Source organism: Nonomuraea sediminis (assembly GCF_018531495.1).
Taxonomy (GTDB): Bacteria; Actinomycetota; Actinomycetes; order Streptosporangiales; family Streptosporangiaceae; genus Nonomuraea; species Nonomuraea sediminis.
In genome coordinates, this window is the sequence record NZ_JAHDTI010000002.1 from 777,714 (window position 1) to 794,702 (window position 16,989).

Sequence of the window (16,989 nt, forward strand, 5' to 3'; positions counted from 1 at the left end):
CTGTCAGACGGTACGGCGGGCAGTGTTTTACGTGAAACCTTGCTCAGGAGGGCGTGGCGGCACGGGAGGCGCGTACCTCCGCGAACGCCTGCTTGAGGTGGGCCTCGTCCTCGCTGCTGAGTGAGGTCTTGAGTATCTCGCCGCCGAACTCTTCGACCTGCGGGATGACCTTGTCGGGCGTGCTCTTGACGACGAGCAGGAACAGGGCCGCCGTGCCGGGCGTCAGCTTGGCGCCGAGGTCCTTCATGAAGTCGTCGTTGACGCCGACGTCCGTGAGCGCGCCCCCCGCGGCGCCCGCGGCGGCGCCGAGCGCCATGCCGAGCAGCGGCATGAAGAAGATCAGGCCGATGAGGCCGCCCCAGAGCGCGCCGCCGGCCGCGCCGATGCCGGCGGTGCTCCTGGCCTGGTGGAGCTTGATCTTGCCGTCCTGGGTGCGCTCGACGACGGCGGCGTCCTCGAGCGTGATGAGGTTCTCCTTCTGGAGCTGGAAGAGCCGGTCACGGACGGCGCTCGCGGTGGCGACGTCCGGGTAGGCGATCACGATGAGATTACTCATGGTTCCCCCGATGCTACGTTTGGTAGTCGCGCCCATACTAAGTCCCGCTTGACCTCAACCATGCTTGAGGTCCCACACTTGAGCACCATGAGTGGAAATTTCATGAAGGCAGCGGCGTTTTCGGAGTTCGGCGGGCCGGAGGTTCTCCGGGTCATGGAGCTGGAGGCGCCGCAGGCGGGCCCTGGCCAGGTGCGGGTCCGCGTGAGGGCGGCCGGGGTGCAGCCCTACGACGCCGCGGTGCGGGCGGGGTGGACGCCGCCGGGCGTCTCGAAGGAGCTGCCGCGGATCCCGGGCAACGAGTTCGCCGGAGTGGTCGACCAGGTTGGCGAGGACGTCACCGGCGTGTCGCCGGGCGCGGAGGTGCTCGGGTTCACCCAGCTCGGCGCGTACGCCGAGTACGTGGTGGTGCCCGCGACCGACGTGGCGGCCAAGCCCGCCGGCGTGCCGTGGGAGGTGGCGGGCGGGCTGACCGCGGGCGTGCAGACCGCGGAGATCGCGTTGGACGGGCTGGGCGTGGGCGAGGGCGACACAGTGCTGATCCACGCCGCCGCGGGCTCGGTGGGCACCGCGGCCGTGCAGATCGCCAGGATGCGAGGCGCCACCGTGATCGGCACGGCGCGCGAGGAGAACCACGAGTACCTGCGCGAGCTCGGCGCGATCCCGGTCGTCTACGGCGACGGGCTGGCCGACCGCGTCCGCACGCTCGCGCCCGGCGGCGTGGACGCCGCGCTCGACGGCGCGGGCGGTCACGCGCTCCAGGTGTCGCTCGAACTGGTCAAGGACCGCGAGCGCATCCTCACGCTCGTCGAGCACGGCAAGGCCGCCGAGCTGGGCGTCAAGCTCACGCAGGGCGTGCGGACGGCCGAGCGGCTCGGCCGCTACGCCCGGTTGTACGCCGAGGGTGCCTTCGCCTTCCCGATCCGCCGCGCGTTCCCGCTGGAGCAGGCCGCCGACGCGCACCGCGAGATCGAGACGGGCCACGGCCGCGGCAAGATCGTCATCACGATCGCTGCCGCTGGTTGAACCGGCCCACCTTGGCCCGGTTGCCGCAGGCGTCCATGCGGCACCAGCGGCGGCTGCCGTTCTTGCTCACGTCCAGAAACCACAGCACGCAGTGCGGGTTGGCGCACTTGCGGACCCGCTCGGGCCGCTCGCCGTACACATGCACGAACTCGGCCGCCGCCACCCAGGCCGCATGCCACGCGGGATCGTCCACGATCACCAGGTCCGCGTCATCGAGCCGGGGGCGGCGGCTGCCGTGTTCCAGCACGGCCTCCAGCCCCTCCCTGCGGCCGTCGGACAGCAGCGCGCGCAGCGCGTTCCTGGTCTCGACCAGCCGGTCGCGCACCCGTTCCAGGTCGTCGGCGCCCGGCAGGTCGTGATCGGCCAGCCAGGCCCGCACGCCTTCCAGGTCGTCGAACTGGTCGGCGAGCGCCCCCTGGTCCATCCACACGGTGTCGACCAGGTCGAGCGCCACCGGCTCACCACGTAGCGGCCGACTTCTCACCACTTAACCCCTCAAACCGATTTGACTGGTTACAGATCACCATGCTATCACTTAACCAGCAAAACTGATTTGACTGGTTAATGAGAGGTTTGCCGTGAGCATTCGCCATCGCACCGTGGAGATCGACGGGGTTGACGTGTTCTACCGGGAGGCCGGCGATCCGTCGGCCCCGGCGCTCGTGCTGCTCCACGGTTTCCCGACGTCGTCCATCGCGTACCAGGGGTTGATCAGGGAGCTGGCCGGTGAGTTCCACCTGATCGCGCCCGACTATCCAGGTTTCGGGCACAGTGCGGCGCCGGAGGATTTCACCTACACCTTCGACCGCCTTGCCGACGTGGTGGACGCGCTGCTCGACCGGATCGGGGTCACCCGCTACGCGATCTACGTGCACGATTACGGCGCGCCCGTCGGGTTCCGGCTCGCCCTCCGCCACCCCGAGCGCATCACCGGGATCGTCAGCCAGAACGGCAACGCCTACGAAGAGGGGCTGACGCCCTTCTGGGACCCGATCAGGAAGTACTGGGCCGACCCGTCCAAGGAGCACGGCGACGCCCTGCGCGGCCTGCTGACCAGGCAGGCCACCCACTGGCAGTACACCCACGGCGTGCCCGACGCCGAGCTGGTGGACCCCTCGCTCGAGCTGCACGACCAGACGCTGCTCGACCGGCCCGGCAACCAGGAGATCCAGCTGGCCCTGTTCCTGGACTACGGCACGAACCCGCCGCAGTACCCGGCCTGGCAGGAGTACCTGCGCACGCACCGGCCGCCGCTGCTGGCCCTCTGGGGACGCGGCGACGAGATCTTCGGCCCGGACGGCGCCAGAGCCTACGCCCGCGACCTGCCCGACGCCCGGATCCAGCTCCTCGACGCCGGGCACTTCCCGCTGACCACCCGGCTCGAGCAGAGCGCCGCCCTCATCCGCGACTTCCTGCGCGGCCTGTCCGACTGACGAGAGTGGAGAATCTCATGTCCGAGAGGTCGAAGGCACCGGCGCGGGTGCCCATGCACGTGGTGCTCAAGGCGACCCTGGCGGCGCTGGTGGGCTTACTCCTGCTCGCGGGCGTCACCAGCCTGACCGGGCTCGCGCTGTTCGCCCTGCCGTTCGCGGCCACCGCCGGCCTGGTGGCGGCCGCACCGACGGCGCCGTTCGCGCAGCCGCGCAGCATCCTGCTCGGCCACGCGAGCGCCGCCGCGCTCGCCCTCGCGATCACCGCGCTGACGGGCCCGTCGCTGTGGACGGCCGCGGTGGCGGCCGCGCTGTCCACGGCGCCGATGCTGCTGCTGCGGGCGCCGCATCCGCCGGCGGGGGCCACGGCCGCGTTGATCGGCCTGACGGCCCCCGCCCCGATCTACCTGCTCTCACCGGTCCTGACCGCCAGCGCCGTCGTCATCGCCGGCGGCGTGGTCCTCGGCCGGGTCCTCCCCGGCCACCGCTACCCCACCTACTGGCGGTGACGGATGGCCTCGGCGATGGCGAGCTGCTCCTCGTCCAGGAACGGCTCGCCGTCCTTGAGGTTCCACAGCCCGTTCTGCAGCAGCCGGCCCAGCGTCCACCCGGCGGCCCGGGCCGGATCCAGCCCCAGCCGTTCCACCATCAGGTCGAAGCGCCGCAGCACGCCGCGCCGCACGTCCCCGGTGGCCGTCACGTCCTCCCACCGGTTGTGCAGCGCGGGCCACAGGTCGAAGCCCGGATCCCCGGCCAGCGGCTTGGGATCGATGGCCAGCCACGGCTCCCTGCCCGCGGCCAGCACGTTGTCGTAGTGCAGGTCCCAGTGCAGCAACCGGTCACCCGGCTCCCCCACCAGCTCCCGGACGGCCCCGGCGAACACCTCGAGCCAGTACCGGTAGCGCCCGTCGGGCAGCTGGGCCACCGCCGCGGGCACGTCGTCCAGCATCTCCTGCGCGATGTCGCCCAGCCGGCGCATCCCCGCGGGCGCGGGCACCGCCACCAGCCGGGCCAGCAGGTCGGCCAGGATCGACAGCGCCTTCGCGTCGTCGGCCACCGCCGACAGCGAACGCCCGGCCTCCAGCCGTTCCAACAGCAGCGTCCCGGTCGACGGATCCTCCTCCAGCAGCAGCACGGACCCGTCGCCCGCCCAGGCGCGCAGCCCGGGCGCCTCGGTCGCGTTCTCGTCCGTCACCGGCTGCAGCTTCAGCGCCGCCCCGGTGCCGTCCTCGCGCACGACCGGCAGCACCAGCGACACGAAACCGTGCGCGGGCTCGCCGTCCAGGCGCAGCCCCCACTCCTCCAGGTAGCGCTCCGCCAGCGCGGGCAACCCCGCCGACCAGGCGCGTCCGGCCTCTCCCTGCTGCTGAATGTGGTTCGCGGTCAAAGCCGCGGGCACGACAATCTCTCTCATGATCTCCCCTTAGGTCTTGATACGGACGGCAGGGGAGCCACGGCGGGGCACGGGCCCGCCGTACGCAAGGGAAGCGTCAATAGTGCCAGGGGAACGGCGACCAGTCGGGCGCCCGTTTCTCCAGGAAGGCGTCGCGGCCCTCGGCGGCCTCGTCGGTCATGTAGGCCAGCCGGGTGGCCTCACCGGCGAAGACCTGCTGCCCGACGAGCCCGTCGTCGATCATGTTGAAGGCGTACTTCAGCATGCGCTGGGCCGTGGGCGACTTGCCGTTGATCTTGCGAGCCCACTCCAGGGCCGTGGCCTCCAGCTCGGCGTGCGGCACGACCGCGTTGACCATGCCCATGCGGTGGGCGTCAGCCGCCGAGTACTCCTCGCCGAGGAAGAAGATCTCCCTGGCGAACTTCTGCCCCACCTGGCGGGCCAGGTAGGCCGACCCGAAGCCGCCGTCGAAGCTGGCCACGTCGGCGTCGGTCTGCTTGAAGCGCGCGTGCTCGGCGCTGGCCAGCGTGAGGTCGGAGACCACGTGCAGGCTGTGACCGCCGCCCGCGGCCCAGCCCGGCACCACGCAGATGACCACCTTCGGCATGAAGCGGATCAGCCGCTGCACCTCCAGGATGTGCAGGCGGCCCGTCGCCTTGGTGCCGTCGGCGTACTGGTAGCCGTCCTTGCCGCGGATGCGCTGATCGCCGCCGGAGCAGAAGGCCCAGCCGCCGTCCTTGGGCGAGGGACCGTTGCCGGTCAGCAGCACGCAGCCGACGTCGGTGGTCTGCCTGGCGTGGTCCATCGCGCGGTAGAGCTCGTCGACCGTCTGCGGCCTGAAGGCGTTGCGGACCTCCGGCCGGTTGAACGCGATGCGCACCGTGCCCTGGTCGACCGCGCGATGGTAGGTGATGTCGGTGAAGTCGAAGCCCTCAACCGCCTGCCACGCCTTGGGGTCGAAAAGTTCGGAGACCATGGCCAGAGCCTAATGGATCTGGCTCTCCGCCCATTCGGCCCATTCCCGCTGTACCCGGCCGAGCCGCAGGCCGTACTCCAGCGCGAGCCTGCCGTAGACCGACAGGTTGTCGTTGCCGCTTTCCACGAACGGCTTGATGCCCTCCAGGTGCTCCAGCATCTTGCCGACGTACTCGGCGCGACGCCGCAGGTAGGCGCGGGCCTCCTCGGGGTCGACCTGAGACAGGAAGAAGACCCTCAGCAGCATGTCGCTCCTGGTGACCGCGGTAGGCTCCACCTCGGTCAGCCAGTGGCGCAGCTCGGCACGGCCCTCCTCGGTGATCGCGTACTCCTTGCGGCCCCGCGGGCCCTCGGCCGCCACACTCACCAGCCCGGCGTCGGCCAGCTTGCCGAGCTCGGCGTAGAGCTGGCTCTGCGTGGCCGGCCAGACGTTGGTCAGCGAGACGTCGAACATCTTCAGAAGGTCGTAGCCGCTTGCGGGCCGCTCGGACAGCAGTCCGAGTACCGCGTGTCGAAGACTCATATTCCTATGTTGACATATCTCCCTCGGAGGTTCTACTTTCGACATGTCTACATAGGAATGTGAAGGAGCCGGAGATGCCTGGTCTTCTGGGATTCGCCCCCTGGATCGTCTACGCGATCATCGCCACGAGCGACGAGTGGCGCTGGGGTGCGATCGTCGGCCTCGTCACCGCGATCGCCCTGGTCGTGCGCGACAAGTTCCAGGGCAGGGCCTGGGACGAGATGGTGATCGAGTCGAGCGCCGCCGTGTTCTTCGCCTGCCTGACCGTGCTCTCGCTGATCGACCCGCACTCGGCGCTCACGCCGTACGGCCCGGCCCTGGTCAACGTCTGGCTCGCGGGCACCGCGTGGGGCTCGCTGGCCATCCGCAAGCCCTTCACCCTGGGCATCGCACGCACCATGACGCCGCCCGAGGTGCACAACCAGCCGATGTTCTACCGGGTCAACGCCATCATCACGACCGTCTGGGCGGCCTCCTTCACCGTCGCCGCCGCGGCGCTGACGGTGGTGCTCAACCTGGCGCCGCACGCCACCACGCTGGTCATCGCGATCAAGGTGATCACGTTCGTGGCCCCGGCCGTGTTCACCATCCGCTACCCGAAGGTCGTCAGGGCCCGCGCCGGCGTCTGACAGATCACCCGGTGGCCTCGGCCCGCAGCTCCGCGAGCAGCTCGCCCTGATCGGCGAGCATCTCGGTCAGGATGCGGCGGGCCGCACCCATGAGCTCCGCCAGCTCCGGCGTGGCCAGCGCGTACACGACCGTGCTCCCCTCCCGGCTGGCGATCACGACCCCCGCTCTGCGCAGTACGGCCAGCTGCTGCGAAAGGCTCGAGGCCTCGATGTCGATGCGGGTGAGAAGATCCCGCACCGGCAGCGGTCCCTCCTCCTGGAGAAGCTCCAGCACCCTGATCCGTGCTGGGTGGCCGAGCGTCCTGAAGAAATCGGCCTTGGCCTGATAGAGCGGGACGGGCATACCGCCAGGGTAATCCAGCGCAGTTGCATAATTCTTCAAGTCGCAATGTCGTTGGATAGGATGACCCCGGGGACTAGGGAGAAGCCATGGGTCGAGGAAGAGCTAAGGCGAAGCAGACAAAGGTCGCTCGCGAGCTGAAGTACGCCAACCACAACATCGACTACGAGCGGTTGCGCGAGGAGCTCACCGCCGACTCTTCCCACGATGAGTCAACCACCTCCGACCAGGAGCCCGAGCGCTAACTCGCCGGCATCGCCGCGGGGCACTCATCTCCTGTACGGCAGGCCACCCACCGGCCGCCCGCCGTACTCCGGCTGAGGACCCGCGCCCGGCGAACCCGGCGAGTCGGGGACTGTTGCCCGCCGTCACGGCGCATGTGAACGTGACGGCGCGGATGAGGCGAACACGGGGTGACAAGGTCGTCGCAATCCCCCCACAGGACCGACGACCAACCACCAAGAGCCACACCGCCAGCAGAGCCATGCCCCAAAACCGCCCCACCCTCACGGGGCACGCCGGCGATCACCGCACCACCACACGCCCAGACACCGCTCAGCTGCCTGGACGACCGGATGCCTGGGCCACCGCATGCTTCGGCCAGCCGAACGCCCGGGACGGTCCGATGCCCGGGACGGTCCGATGCTGAAGCCCTGGGGCCGATGCAGCCCTGTGGACAATGCAGGCCTGCCGACGATGCGGTCGCGTGGACGACGCGATCGCGTGGACCACGTGATCGGGCGCACGATGCGGTCGGGTGGACGACGCGTACGCGTGGGTCAGGGGTGGGGGTTGAGGGCCTCGGACAGGAGGGTGTGGGCGTCGGTGAGGAGGCGGTCGGTGGCGGCGTTGGAGTCGGGGTCGTTGTTCTGGACGAAGCCGTGCTCCAGCCCGAGCTCCCGGCGATGGAGGACCCGGACACCGGCCTCCGCCAGGCGTTCGGCGTAGGCGTCACCCTCGTCCCGCAGCGCGTCGTGCTCGGCGGTGACGAGGACCGTGGCGGGCATCCCACGCAGATCCGGCACCCGCAACGGGCTCACCACCGGATCCCCCCGCAGCCCGTCATCGGGCACCCACTGCCGCACCGCCCACTCCAGGAAGTCGGCGTCCAGCGAGTAGCCGGCCCCCTTCTCCCGCACGCTGCCCCCCGACAACGTCAGATCCGTGTTCGGACACATCAGGATCTGTACGGCAGGCACCGCCTCACCCGCGTCCCACAACCGCAGGCACGCCATCGTGGCCAGATACCCACCCGCACTGTCCCCGGCCACCCCAACGGGCCGAGCCCACCGCAACACCGCCACGGCATCGTCGATCGCCGCCGGATACGGATGCTCAGGCGCCAGCCGGTAATCCACGGCCAACACCTCAACCCCACAAGCCACCGCGATCCGCCGACACAGCCGATCGTGGGAGTCGAGATCGCAGATCACGAACGCCCCACCGTGCAGGAACACCACCAGAGGCCGCCGCTCCTCAGCGGGAAAATAATGCCGCAGCCGCACCCCACCCGGCCCCTCGACATCCTCAACCCGCACGACCTCAGGCCCCTTGGGCCGCAACGCCCGGCGCTCAATCACCCCACGCCGCAGTTCCCCCAAATCCGGAACACTCATAGCCGCCCATCCTAGGCACGCCCCCACTTCCCTCTCCCGCCTCGGCCTGGGTCAAGCGGGCGGAGGTCAAGCGGGCGGAGGTGAGGGGGGTTGGGGGTGGGACGTGGGGATCTGAGAGGTTTCTCAGGGTTTCTCAGGCGGGGCACAGCGAGTTGGGGTCAAGCTGGACGCATGATTGAACTTGTTCAAACGCCCGCGATCGCCCAGGGCCTGCGGAAGGTCGAGACGAGGATTCGGCGGTTGGGTGGGTCGTCGGAGTTGGCGGGGATCAATGATGGCGCCGGGCGGATCATCACCGCGGGAGGCAAGCGGCTGCGGCCCGCGATGACGCTGGCCGCGTCGCTGGCGCTGGGGAAGAGCCCGGATCGCAGGGTGATCACCGCGGCGGCGTGTGTCGAGATGATCCATGCCGGTTCGCTGATCCACGACGACCTGATGGACGGCGCCAGGCAGCGCCGCGGCACCGCGACGCTCAACGCCGAGCTCGGGGCGGGCAAGGCGCTGGTGATCGGAGACTTCATGCTGGCCAGGGCGGCCCTGGCGGCGATCACGGCGGTGTCGAGGCCGGTCGCCGAGGTGCTCGCCGCCACCGCGGTGGAGCTGGCCGAGGGACAGTTCCAGGAGACCAACGATCTCTACGACGCCCGCCGTACCAGGGAGAGCGCGATCAGGTCGATCACCGGCAAGACGGCCGCGCTGTTCAGGGCGAGTTGCCTGGTGGCGGCCGTGTGCGCGCACGCCTCGCCGGAGGACAGGGCCAGGATGGCCGCCTACGGCGAGCGGTTCGGGTTGATCTTCCAGATCCTCGACGACCTGCTCGACCTGACGGCCAGCAGCCGGACGCTGGGCAAGCCCGCCGGCAACGACCTGCGCCAGGGCGTCTACAGCCTGCCGTTACTGCTGTCCGACGCCGACGTGCGGCACCTGCTTGGCCCCGGCATGACAGACGAGCAGGTGACCGAGGTGCTCGAACGCCTGCGCGCCAGCCGGATGACGGCCACCACACTGGAGTACTGTCGAGGCCTGGCAGCCGACGCGGTCGCCGCGCTCCCGGTGATCCACGACGAGGAGATCGCCCGCGTCCTGTACGGCCTGCCGACCGCCTACATCGACCACGCGATGGAACTGACGATGGCCAGTTGAGATTTGTTGGAACAATTGGCAGGAATCAGAGTCAAATCCCAGGAAGCGTGCTCATACTGGAGTCAAGACCACCCAGGAGCACGCTCATGCGGAAGTCATCCCCCTCGCTGGTCCCGCTGGACGCGACGCACTTCCTTCAGCTGACAGCGGTCGATTTCACCGGGATCTACGCGGTCCATCTGGCCGCCAAGGAAGAGCGCCTGAAGATGACCAGGCTCGCGATGAGCCTGCTGTCTGGACCGTTCCTGGCGGCGATCGCCCTGGCCAGCGCCAAGGTGATCGATCCGGCCCAGCTGACGGCCTGGGAGCGGATTCCGTGGTACCTGTTCGCGCTGGTCACCGCGTTCGGACTGCTCAGCGTCCTGCCGTTCTTACGGCTGATCGAGGCGGTCAACGCGCACGCCAGGACCGCCAGAGCGATCAACAACTTCCGCCTGCTGTACTCCAGCAGGCTCAAGGACGAGCTCGACTGGAGCCCGAACCTCCCGGTCGACCCCCGCTTCCCCGAGACCTACGCGCCGCTGACCTGGCCGGGCATCAACGTCATGATGCTCGCGCTGGTCAACTCGACCTACCTGACCATCGGCGTCACGGGCCTGGCCAAGCAGGTGCCGAACCTGCCCCTGCTGCTGCTCAGCATCCTGCTGGTGGCGATGGTGCACTACGCGATCTACTACGTGCGCTGCAACGTGACCAGGCGGCGCCGGATGCCTCACAACCCGTACGACTTCCCGAATCTGGAGACCTAAATGCCCGGCCCATCGCAATGGGCGTCATGTGGGGAGGCGTGGATCTGGTTGATGCGGCATGTCTGGGAGACCGGCGTGCCCGCGGACGACGACCGTGGCCCGGTGATCGAGGCGCCGCCGGCGCTGTTCGAGATCGCCGAGGTCCGTCGCGATGATCCGATCATCGAGCAGTACGGCGACGCCGCCAAGCTGGCCCTGTACGGCATGAAGTTCACCCAGGACACGATCGTGCCCCCGTTCAAGTACAGCTACGGGGCGCGCATCAAGGGCCAGTTGCAGTGGGCGACGGACCTGCTGGCCGCCAAGCCGTACAGCAAGAGCGCCTGGATCTCGCTGACCGGGCCGGGCGAGGCCTACGACGGCGTGCCCTGCCTGGCGGGGCTGGCGTTCAGGATCAGGGACGGCCGGCTGGCCATGACCGCCGCCTTCCGCTCGCAGAACGCCTTCACCAGCTACCTGAACTATGTGCCGCTCGCGGACGTCCAGGCCGGGATGGCGCGGAATCTCGGCCTGGGCCGCGGCCCGATGCGCGTGTTCGTGGACGTTCCCCATCTCTACCTGGCGGACGTCGCACCGGCGCTGATGGTCATGCGGCCCGCGCTGCCCCGGCTCCTGTGAGCCGTCAACTGTTCTGCAAGGTCGGGCGGTTAGTTTGCCAGTCGTGAAGGCGCGCATGACCGATATATCCACCTATCTGCCCGAGGACGTGCTGACCAGCGAGGAGGTCGAGCGGCGCGTCGAGGGCTACCGTCCGCCGCGCGGCATCGTGGAGCGCATGACCGGCATCCGCCGCAGGCACGTCGCCCGCGCCGACCAGCAGGCCTCCGACCTGGCCGTCGCGGCCGCGCGCGGTATGCGGAAGGACGTGGACCTGCTGATCTTCGCCTCGGCCTCCCAGGACATGGTCGAGCCTGCCACCGCGCACATCGTGGCGGCCAAGCTGGGCCTGTCGTGCCCGGTCTTCGACGTCAAGAACGCCTGCAACAGCCTGCTCAACGGGATCCAGGTGGCCGAGGCGCTGATCGTGTCGGGCCAGTACCGGCGGGTGCTGGTGTGCGGCGGGGAGACGCCGTCGCGGGCCATCAGGTGGCGGGTGCGCGACCGGGCGCAGTTCGTCGACTCCTTCGCCGGGTACACGCTGTCGGACGCGGGCGCGGCCGTGCTGATCGAGGCCGATCCCCGCACCGGCATCTTCTATCGCGAGTTCTCGGCGGAATCCACGGCGTGGGCGATCGGGACGCTGCCCGGCGGCGGGTCCCAGCATCCGCGCGATCCGGAGTACTCCTACTTCCGCGGCGACGGCCGCCGCCTGAAGGAGGCCTTCGAGCTGGTCGGGCCCGACCTGTTCCTGCGGGCGCTCAAGCGCACCGGGCTCACCTGGGACGACTTCGACGTGATCGCCGTGCACCAGGTGGCCGTGCCGTACCTGAAGGTCCTGGCGAGCGCGCTGGACCTGCCGGAGGAACGGCTGGTGCTGACGCTGCCCGAGCACGGCAACTGCGCCTCGGCCTCGCTGCCGCTGCAGCTCGCCGGGGCATCGCGGGGCGACAGGGTGGCCATGCTCGGTCTAGGCGGCGGGATCAGCCTCGGCATCGTGCTGGCCGACCTGTGAACGCCGAGACCCGCCTCTACCTGGCCGCGCACCCGTTCGCCTACCCGCTGATGCGGCTGCTGGCCCGGCTCGGCCCCGTGGTGCGGGTGCCGGGGCTCGGCGTGGTGGTCAACGACGCGGCGACCGCGCGGCGGGTGCTGATGGATCCGCGCTTCCGCAAGGACGGCCCGGGCTCGCCCGGCGATCTGTGGACGCCGGTGCTCGGCCCGTCGGTGCTGCTCAACATGGAGGGCGAGGCCCACGCGGCGCTGCGCGCCAAGCTCGCGCCGCTGTTCACCCCCGCCTCGGCCGCCGCGCTGGTCGACGACGTGCTGGCCGCCCCGCTGGACAGACTCGACGTACGGCTGGCCAAGGGCGCCACGGTGGACCTCGTGGAGGAGATGCGGCTGCTGGCCGGTGCGGTGATCTGCCGCGTCGTCGGCCTGGGCGAGGTGTCGGAGTCGCGGGCCAGGCAGCTGTTCGCAGACGGCGAGCGGGTGGTGTCGATGGTCTCGCTGCGCACCCGGCGGCTGAACCCGCGCCAGGTGAACGTGGCACGGCGCGTGCTCGACGGGATCGGCGACATCGCCCAGGCCGCCTACGAGGCCGGCGACCCCGCCACGGTCATGGGCCGGATGCGGGAGCTGGGCCTGTCGGCGGCCGAGGCCAGGGGCGCGGCGGGGGCGTTCTTCCTGACCGGCACCGAGACCGTGGCCACGCTCGTGCCCCGGCTGGTCGCCCTGCTGCACGACCACGACGCGCTCGGCGCCGATCTGGACAGCGCGATCGAGGAGTGCCTGCGGATGACCACGCCGACGCCGGTGATGCTCCGCTCGGTCGCCGCACCGGCCGAGGTGGGGCGGCTGCGGGTCCGGCCGGGAGACCGCGTGGTGATCGTCACGCACAACTGCGTGCACGGGTCCTTCGACCTGCAGCGGCGGCATCCACCTGAGTGGCGACGGCTGTGGTTCGGCGCGGGGCCGCACTTCTGCATCGGCTACCCGCTGGCGACGGCCGAGATCAGGGCGGTCGCCGCGACCGTGCTGCGGCACCGGGTCCGGGTGGTGTCCAGGCGCGCGGCCCGCGGCGTGCTGCTGCCGACCTACGAGCAGCTGTGGGTCAGGGCCGCGTGAGGGTCGGGGTGACCGGGGCGTCCGGGTTCGTGGGCCGCGCGGTGTGCCTGGCGGCCGCGGCCAGGGGCTGGCAGGTCCACGGGTTCGGCAGGAGGGCGAGCATCCCTGCCATGCCCGGCGTGCCGTACACCTCGTGGGATCTGACCCGTGACCGGCCGCCCGCGCTGGAGCTGGACGCGGTGATCCACTGCGCGGGCAGCGTCACCGACTGGGGGCCGCCGCGGGAGATCTGGCAGGCCAACCTGGCGGGCACCCGGGCCGCGCTGGCCGCCTTCCCCGGGGCGCGGTTCGTGCACGTGAGCACGGCCAGCGTCTACGACCCGCGCAGGCCGACGGTGATGGCCCGCGAGGACGAGGCCCCGGTGTCCCGCTACGTCAACGCCTACGGCGCCTCCAAGGCGGCGGCGGAGCTGGCCGTCATGGGCAAGGCGGTGATCCTGCGGCCGCACGCGGTCTACGGTCCCGGCGACACCACGCTGCTGCCCCGCGTCCTGGAGTCGGTCAGGGGGTCGAGGCTGGTCGCCGTGGGCGACGGCAGGCAGCGCGTCAGCCTGACCTCGATCGGCAACCTGGTCCAGGCCTGCCTGCTGGCCGTCGAGGCGCCGATCGGCGTCTACAACGTCACCGACGCCGAGCCCGTCGTCCTGGACGACGCGCTCAGGCAGATCCTGCGCGAGCGCGGCATCGACGCGACGCCGCTGTACCTGCCCGCCCGGCTGGCGCACGCCGTCGCCGCGCTGTCGGAGACGTTCTCGCGCACCCCCAGGCTGACCAGGTACGCCGTGGGGCATCTGGCCGTGGAGCGGACGCTGGACATCACCGCCGCCACGCAGCGGCTCGGCTACTCGCCGGCGGCCACGTCCTTCTCGGGCGCCTCGGCCTGGTGAGGCTTGCGCGCCTCCAGCATGACGGTCTTGAACCACGGCCCGCCGTACCAGAAGCGCCAGCCGAGGTCGCGCAGGCGCACGTCGGTCACGCCGAGCTCGCGCAGGGTCTCCTCGTAGTCGGGCGTGTGGCGGAAGTCCGCGATCAGCATCAGGCCGCCGGGCCGTAGCACCCGGTGCGCCTCGGCGACGGCCCTGACCCGGTCGGCCGGGTCGGGGATGTTGTGGATGGCCAGGCTGGAGACGACCACGTCGAACTCGCCGTCGGTGAACGGCTGCTCGCGCATGTCTCCCGTCACCAGCTCGACCCGGTCGGCCACGCCCTCCTTCGCGGCGTTGGCCCTGGTCACGTTCTCGTCGTTACCCGACTGGTCCTGGGTGCGCCACAGGTCCAGTCCCGTCGCCCTGCCCTTGGGCAGCCGCTTGGCCGCCAGCAGGAGCACCGCGCCGCGGCCGCAGCCCAGATCGAGCAGGTGCTCCTCGCCCTCGAGCCGCTCCAGTTCCCCCGCCCACACCGCGAACTTCCCCCGCCGCGTCGTGTAGAGGTAGCTCAGGGCGCTGAGCAGGGTATATACCCCTCCGATGAGGAACGCGACGCCCGCCGCGGGGATGTCGAACGCGAACGAGACCGCCATCAGGGCCAGGAGGACGGCCGCCACGATGAGCAAGCCGGCGAGCGCCCCGGGAGCGTCGAACCCGTAGCTTCCACGTCGATCGTTCACACTCACGTTATATCTCAAGAAGGGCTTGCCGGGAATTGGTACGACACATCCCCAGCTGGTAGCCGATCAATCACAAACCGTTACTAACCTGGGTTGAATATGTCCGTAACGGGGGTTGACCAGGGATGACAGGTAATGAGCGCGGTTTCGGACCCGTTGCGAGCGCCGCACTGACGCTCGGATCGGCCCTCCTGTGGGGCGTGGCACACGTGGCGACGGGACGCCACCGGATCGGCATCACGCTCATGGGAATCTACGTGGCGCTGCTCGCGGTGATCATCACCGCCGTCGGCGGGTTCGGGACCACGCTGCTCACCCTGGCCGTCCAGCCCGGCTGGCTCACCGCCCTCATCATCGCGCTGGCCGCCGTCGCGCTCGCCTGGATCTCCGTCATCATCTGGTCCTACCTGCTCGTCCGGCCCACCGACACGCACATCGCCGGCCGTACGGTGACCACCTCGCTGGCCATCTGCCTGTGCGGGCTCGTGGTGGCCCCCGCCGCCTACGCCGCCCGCCTGGCCTACGTCTCGCGCGACGTGGTCAACACCCTGTTCACCAGCCCCTCGCCGATCGTCGCCCTGGACCCGTGGAACGGCCAGGAGCGCGTCAACTTCCTGCTCATCGGCGCTGACGCCGCACCCAGCAGGCCCGGCGTGCGCACCGACAGCATGACCGTGGCCAGCGTCGACACCGCCACGGGTGCCACCACGCTGTTCGGACTGCCCCGCAACCTCGAGCACGTGCAGTTCCCGCCCGGCAGCCCCGCCAGGCAGCGCTTCCCCTTCGGCTTCTCCGGCGAGTCGACCTACACGCCCGGCCTGCTGAACGAGATCTTCCAGTACGCCGAGGACCACCCGGAGATGGAGCCCGGCCTGCACAAGGGCCAGCGCGGCCCCAAGCTGCTCAAGGCCACGATCTCCGACATCCTCGGCATCCCGGTGAACTACTACGCCATGGTCGACATGGCGGGCTTCGCCGACATCGTCGACGCGATGGGCGGCGTGAAGGTCACCATCAAGGAGCCCATCGTCTACGGCAAGTACCGCGAGGGCCTGCTGCCGGCCGGCACCCGCCGGCTGACGGGCGAGCAGGCGCTGTGGTTCGGCCGCTCGCGCACCGACAGCGACGACTACGTGCGGATGGGCCGCCAGAAGTGCCTGCTCAACGCGGTCGCCAAGCAGGCCGACCCGATGATGGTGCTCAACAGGTTCGAAAAGCTCGCCACGGCCACCAAGCGGGCGATCAGCACCGACATCCCGCAGAACCTGCTGCCGGCCCTGGTGGAGCTGTCGCAGAAGGTCAAGGACACCAGGATCCGCAGCCTCAGCTTCGTGCCGCCGCTGATCAACACCGCCTACCCGGACTGGGCGCTGATCAGGCACCGGGTCGCGCAGGCCCTGGCGCAGCGCCCGGCCAACAAGACGGCCACCGCCCCGAAGACCCATCACGCGCCCGTGCCGAGCATGGACGCCCCGATCGCCTTGGACAACACATGCGGTTAAACCACACGCAGCAGCAACGTCACGAAGCCGAGGAGGCCGCGATAGCCCTCCAGCCACATCTCCCGGTGCTCGAGCGCGGCGGCCATGGCCGCCTCGCCGTCGGCACCTGGGTTCCGCGTTGCCCAGTCGATGAGCGAGCCCGTCCACGACCACTCGTAGTCGTCCCACTCTGCGAGCTCGCTCACGTGGGCGTAGACGGTGCGCAGGCCCGCCGCCTCGGCCTGGGCCACCGTGCCCGGCAGGTCGGGGTACTCCCCGATCTCCGTCTCGAGCCGCTCGCCAGGCGGCCGTTCCCAGAACCCCTCGCCCACCACGGCCAGCCCGCCCGGCCGCAGCAGCCCGCGCACTGCCTTGAGCGTGGCGGTCAGCCCGCCGAAGGCGTGCGTCGCGCCCACGCACAAAACCAGGTCGTACGGTTGCGCGGGTGCGAACTCCGTGGCCGACCCGTGGTGCAGCGACAGCCGGTCCGCCACCCCTGCCCGCTCTGCGTGGCGCCTGGCGTCGGCGAAGCCGGCGTCGGAGAGGTCCACGCCGTCGGCGGTGGCCTCGCCGTACAGCTCGAGCAGGCGCACGCTCCAGAAGGCCTCGCCGCAGCCGAGGTCGAGGACCCGCGCGCCCGGGGCGAGCTTGGCCCTGCGCAGCAGCCTGTCGAGGCTGGCCTCGCTGATGGGCGCGGCGATGGGGTGGTCGGTGTGAGCCAGATGGCTGATCAGCTGTCGTTCCATCGGCTCAGGCTAGGGCTCGATCAGCGGGACGAGCACACCGTTTCTGACCTGGGGA

The 16,989-nt window shown here is 70.2% G+C and carries 21 protein-coding genes; 12 read left to right on the forward strand and 9 right to left on the reverse strand.

Features of this window, described 5'->3' with window-relative positions:
• Positions 1-43 precede the first annotated feature (43 nt).
• A complete protein-coding gene (locus tag KIK09_RS11665; RefSeq protein WP_214318838.1) occupies positions 44-556 on the reverse strand; it encodes a DUF1269 domain-containing protein in 513 nt (170 codons plus the stop codon).
• A 102-nt stretch (positions 557-658) separates the two neighbouring features.
• Here KIK09_RS11665 and KIK09_RS11670 point away from each other — a divergent pair, with 102 nt between their 5' ends.
• Complete coding sequence (locus KIK09_RS11670; protein WP_214318840.1) at positions 659-1,579, forward strand: NADP-dependent oxidoreductase; 921 nt, start codon at positions 659-661, stop codon at positions 1,577-1,579.
• On the opposite strand, the gene KIK09_RS59980 is transcribed toward KIK09_RS11670, so the two are convergent.
• Positions 1,557-2,033, reverse strand: a complete 477-nt coding sequence (locus KIK09_RS59980) for a CGNR zinc finger domain-containing protein (protein WP_214318848.1) — start codon at positions 2,031-2,033, stop codon at positions 1,557-1,559. The two genes, KIK09_RS11670 and KIK09_RS59980, sit on opposite strands and share 23 nt — an antisense overlap.
• Before the next feature lie 124 nt (positions 2,034-2,157).
• Between KIK09_RS59980 and KIK09_RS11680 the strand changes: the two genes are divergently transcribed.
• The gene (locus KIK09_RS11680; RefSeq protein WP_214318850.1) at positions 2,158-3,012 is read left to right on the forward strand and encodes an alpha/beta fold hydrolase; all 855 of its coding nucleotides are present in this window, start codon (positions 2,158-2,160) and stop codon (positions 3,010-3,012) included.
• Between the two features lie 17 nt (positions 3,013-3,029).
• A complete protein-coding gene (locus KIK09_RS11685) occupies positions 3,030-3,518 on the forward strand; it encodes an HPP family protein (RefSeq protein WP_214318852.1) in 489 nt (162 codons plus the stop codon).
• On the opposite strand, the gene KIK09_RS11690 is transcribed toward KIK09_RS11685, so the two are convergent.
• The 3 genes from KIK09_RS11690 to KIK09_RS11700 form a co-directional block, all read right to left on the reverse strand.
• On the reverse strand, positions 3,506-4,423 hold the full coding sequence (locus KIK09_RS11690; RefSeq protein WP_214318854.1) for an aminoglycoside phosphotransferase family protein: 918 nt from the start codon (positions 4,421-4,423) through the stop codon (positions 3,506-3,508). The genes KIK09_RS11685 and KIK09_RS11690 overlap by 13 nt on opposite strands.
• 76 nt (positions 4,424-4,499) lie before the next feature.
• Positions 4,500-5,378: a 1,4-dihydroxy-2-naphthoyl-CoA synthase gene (locus KIK09_RS11695; protein ID WP_214318856.1), complete on the reverse strand. Its 879-nt coding sequence runs from the start codon at positions 5,376-5,378 to the stop codon at positions 4,500-4,502.
• Positions 5,379-5,387: 9 nt separating this feature from the next.
• Positions 5,388-5,900, reverse strand: coding sequence for a PadR family transcriptional regulator (locus KIK09_RS11700; protein ID WP_214318858.1), 513 nt, complete (start codon positions 5,898-5,900; stop codon positions 5,388-5,390).
• Positions 5,901-5,974: 74 nt separating this feature from the next.
• On the opposite strand from KIK09_RS11700, the gene KIK09_RS11705 reads away from it, so the two are divergent.
• Positions 5,975-6,529, forward strand: coding sequence for a hypothetical protein (locus tag KIK09_RS11705; RefSeq protein ID WP_214318860.1), 555 nt, complete (start codon positions 5,975-5,977; stop codon positions 6,527-6,529).
• 4 nt (positions 6,530-6,533) lie between these two features.
• On the opposite strand, the gene KIK09_RS11710 is transcribed toward KIK09_RS11705, so the two are convergent.
• Positions 6,534-6,872: an ArsR/SmtB family transcription factor gene (locus KIK09_RS11710; RefSeq protein ID WP_214318862.1), complete on the reverse strand. Its 339-nt coding sequence runs from the start codon at positions 6,870-6,872 to the stop codon at positions 6,534-6,536.
• An 86-nt stretch (positions 6,873-6,958) separates the two neighbouring features.
• Here KIK09_RS11710 and KIK09_RS11715 point away from each other — a divergent pair, with 86 nt between their 5' ends.
• Positions 6,959-7,114 carry a DUF3073 domain-containing protein gene (locus KIK09_RS11715; RefSeq protein ID WP_214318864.1) on the forward strand — a complete coding sequence of 52 codons (156 nt, stop codon included), beginning with the start codon at positions 6,959-6,961 and terminating at the stop codon, positions 7,112-7,114.
• A gap of 534 nt (positions 7,115-7,648) precedes the next feature.
• Here KIK09_RS11715 and KIK09_RS11720 read toward each other — a convergent pair.
• Complete coding sequence (locus KIK09_RS11720) at positions 7,649-8,485, reverse strand: alpha/beta hydrolase (protein WP_250572902.1); 837 nt, start codon at positions 8,483-8,485, stop codon at positions 7,649-7,651.
• 171 nt (positions 8,486-8,656) lie between these two features.
• On the opposite strand from KIK09_RS11720, the gene KIK09_RS11725 reads away from it, so the two are divergent.
• From KIK09_RS11725 to KIK09_RS11750, 6 genes are all read left to right on the forward strand, one after another.
• Positions 8,657-9,628, forward strand: a complete 972-nt coding sequence (locus KIK09_RS11725; protein ID WP_214318868.1) for a polyprenyl synthetase family protein — start codon at positions 8,657-8,659, stop codon at positions 9,626-9,628.
• A gap of 86 nt (positions 9,629-9,714) precedes the next feature.
• A complete protein-coding gene (locus KIK09_RS11730) occupies positions 9,715-10,377 on the forward strand; it encodes a hypothetical protein (protein ID WP_214318870.1) in 663 nt (220 codons plus the stop codon).
• A 51-nt stretch (positions 10,378-10,428) separates the two neighbouring features.
• On the forward strand, positions 10,429-10,995 hold the full coding sequence (locus tag KIK09_RS11735) for a thymidylate synthase family protein (protein WP_214318873.1): 567 nt from the start codon (positions 10,429-10,431) through the stop codon (positions 10,993-10,995).
• Between the two features lie 55 nt (positions 10,996-11,050).
• Positions 11,051-11,989 carry a 3-oxoacyl-ACP synthase III family protein gene (locus KIK09_RS11740; protein ID WP_250572903.1) on the forward strand — a complete coding sequence of 313 codons (939 nt, stop codon included), beginning with the start codon at positions 11,051-11,053 and terminating at the stop codon, positions 11,987-11,989.
• Positions 11,986-13,101 carry a cytochrome P450 gene (locus KIK09_RS11745; protein WP_214318877.1) on the forward strand — a complete coding sequence of 372 codons (1,116 nt, stop codon included), beginning with the start codon at positions 11,986-11,988 and terminating at the stop codon, positions 13,099-13,101. The genes KIK09_RS11740 and KIK09_RS11745 overlap by 4 nt, the downstream gene beginning before the upstream one ends.
• Positions 13,098-13,988 carry an NAD-dependent epimerase/dehydratase family protein gene (locus KIK09_RS11750; protein ID WP_214318879.1) on the forward strand — a complete coding sequence of 297 codons (891 nt, stop codon included), beginning with the start codon at positions 13,098-13,100 and terminating at the stop codon, positions 13,986-13,988. Before KIK09_RS11745 ends, KIK09_RS11750 begins: the two co-directional genes overlap by 4 nt.
• On the opposite strand, the gene KIK09_RS11755 is transcribed toward KIK09_RS11750, so the two are convergent.
• Positions 13,943-14,707, reverse strand: a complete 765-nt coding sequence (locus KIK09_RS11755; protein ID WP_214318881.1) for a class I SAM-dependent methyltransferase — start codon at positions 14,705-14,707, stop codon at positions 13,943-13,945. The two genes, KIK09_RS11750 and KIK09_RS11755, sit on opposite strands and share 46 nt — an antisense overlap.
• Before the next feature lie 200 nt (positions 14,708-14,907).
• Between KIK09_RS11755 and KIK09_RS11760 the strand changes: the two genes are divergently transcribed.
• On the forward strand, positions 14,908-16,209 hold the full coding sequence (locus KIK09_RS11760; protein WP_308164033.1) for an LCP family protein: 1,302 nt from the start codon (positions 14,908-14,910) through the stop codon (positions 16,207-16,209).
• On the opposite strand, the gene KIK09_RS11765 is transcribed toward KIK09_RS11760, so the two are convergent.
• The gene (locus tag KIK09_RS11765) at positions 16,206-16,934 is read right to left on the reverse strand and encodes an SAM-dependent methyltransferase (RefSeq protein ID WP_214318883.1); all 729 of its coding nucleotides are present in this window, start codon (positions 16,932-16,934) and stop codon (positions 16,206-16,208) included. The genes KIK09_RS11760 and KIK09_RS11765 overlap by 4 nt on opposite strands.
• Between the last annotated feature and the right edge of the window lie 55 nt (positions 16,935-16,989).